The organism is Streptomyces fructofermentans (assembly GCF_014651055.1).
In the GTDB taxonomy this organism is placed as follows: Bacteria; Actinomycetota; Actinomycetes; order Streptomycetales; family Streptomycetaceae; genus Streptomyces; species Streptomyces fructofermentans.
In genome coordinates this window covers 1-1,685 of the sequence record NZ_BMWD01000071.1, presented here as the reverse complement: position 1 = coordinate 1,685, position 1,685 = coordinate 1, and the positions used below count along the sequence as shown (strand labels likewise).

Annotated in this window: 2 protein-coding genes; both read right to left on the bottom strand. The window is 64.9% G+C overall.

The window, feature by feature from the left end:
* A partial coding sequence (gene treS / locus IE265_RS38000) for a maltose alpha-D-glucosyltransferase (protein WP_190040366.1) occupies positions 1-1,506 on the bottom strand: 1,506 nt, incomplete at its 3' end.
* Positions 1,503-1,685 (bottom strand): alpha-amylase (locus IE265_RS37995; RefSeq protein ID WP_190040365.1); only part of this gene is annotated, 183 nt, incomplete at its 5' end. The genes treS and IE265_RS37995, both read right to left, overlap by 4 nt.

The window sequence follows — 1,685 nt, the reverse complement described above, 5'->3', positions numbered from 1 at the left end:
GTCCTTGTGTTCGCGGAGGAAGGCGATGACGGCGGGGTTGGTGGAGGGGAGTTCGGTGTAGGAGCCGAGGCCGAAGGCGGGGTTCTGTTTGCGGATTTCGATCATGCGTCGGGTCCAGTGGAGCAGGGAGGAGGGGTTGCTCATGGAGGCTTCGACGTTGGTGACCTGGTAGCCGTGGACGGGGTCCATGATCGTGGGGAGGAAGAGGCGGCCGGGGTCGCAGGAGGAGAAGCCGGCGTTGCGGTCGGGGGTCCATTGCATGGGGGTGCGGACGGCGTCGCGGTCGCCGAGCCAGATGTTGTCGCCCATGCCGATCTCGTCGCCGTAGTAGAGGATCGGGCTGCCGGGGAGGGAGAGGAGGAGGGCGGTGAAGAGTTCGATCTGGTTGCGGTCGTTGTCGAGGAGGGGGGCGAGGCGGCGGCGGATGCCGATGTTGGCGCGCATGCGGGGGTCTTTGGCGTATTCCGCGTACATGTAGTCGCGTTCTTCGTCGGTGACCATTTCGAGGGTGAGTTCGTCGTGGTTGCGGAGGAAGATGCCCCATTGGCAGCCGGAGGGGATGGCTGGGGTTTTCGCGAGGATTTCGGAGACGGGGTAGCGGGATTCGCGGCGGACGGCCATGAAGATGCGGGGCATGACGGGGAAGTGGAATGCCATGTGGCATTCGTCGCCGCCGGTGCGGTAGTCGCCGAAGTAGTCGACGACGTCCTCGGGCCATTGGTTGGCTTCGGCGAGGAGGACGGTGTCGGGGTAGTGGGCGTCGATCTCGGTGCGGACGCGTTTGAGGAATTGGTGGGTTGCGGGGAGGTTTTCGCAGTTGGTGCCTTCGGCGGCGTAGAGGTAGGGGACGGCGTCGAGGCGGAAGCCGTCGATTCCCAGGTCGAGCCAGAACCTGAGGGCGGAGATCATTTCTTCTTGGACGGTGGGGTTCTCGTAGTTGAGGTCGGGTTGGTGTGAGAAGAAGCGGTGGAAGTAGTACTGCTTGCGGACGGGGTCGAAGGTCCAGTTGGAGGCTTCGGTGTCGACGAAGATGATGCGGGCGTCTTCGTATTGTTTGTCGTCGTCGGCCCACATGTAGTAGTCGCCGTAGGGGCCGGTGGGGTCGGCGCGGGACTGTTGGAACCAGGGGTGCTGGTCGCTGGTGTGGTTCATGACGACGTCGATGATGATGCGCATGCCGCGTTGGTGGGCGGCGTCGACGAATTCGACGAAGTCGGCGAGGTCGCCGAATTCGGGGAGGACGGCGGTGTAGTCGGCGACGTCGTAGCCGCCGTCGCGCAGGGGTGAGGTGAAGAAGGGGGGGAGCCAGAGGCAGTCGACGCCGAGCCATTGCAGGTAGTCGAGTTTGGCGGTGAGGCCTTTGAGGTCTCCGATGCCGTCGCCGTTGCTGTCCTGGAAGGAGCGGACGAGGACTTCGTAGAAGACGGCGCGTTTGAACCATTCGGGGTCCCGGTCCTTGGCCGGGGTGTCCTCGAAGGTGTCCTGGACGGGCTCGTTGACGATCATGGTGTGGGTGACCCTCCGGTGGGCGGTGAGGACGGTCGCAGGACGGTGAGTACGTGTGCGGGCCGGTGTCCGGGCTCCAGGCGTACGTAGTTGGTCCTGCCCCAGTGGTAGATCTCGCCGGTGAGCTCGTCGCGCACCGGCACGGACTCGTGCCGGGCGAGGCCGAGTCGCGGCATGTC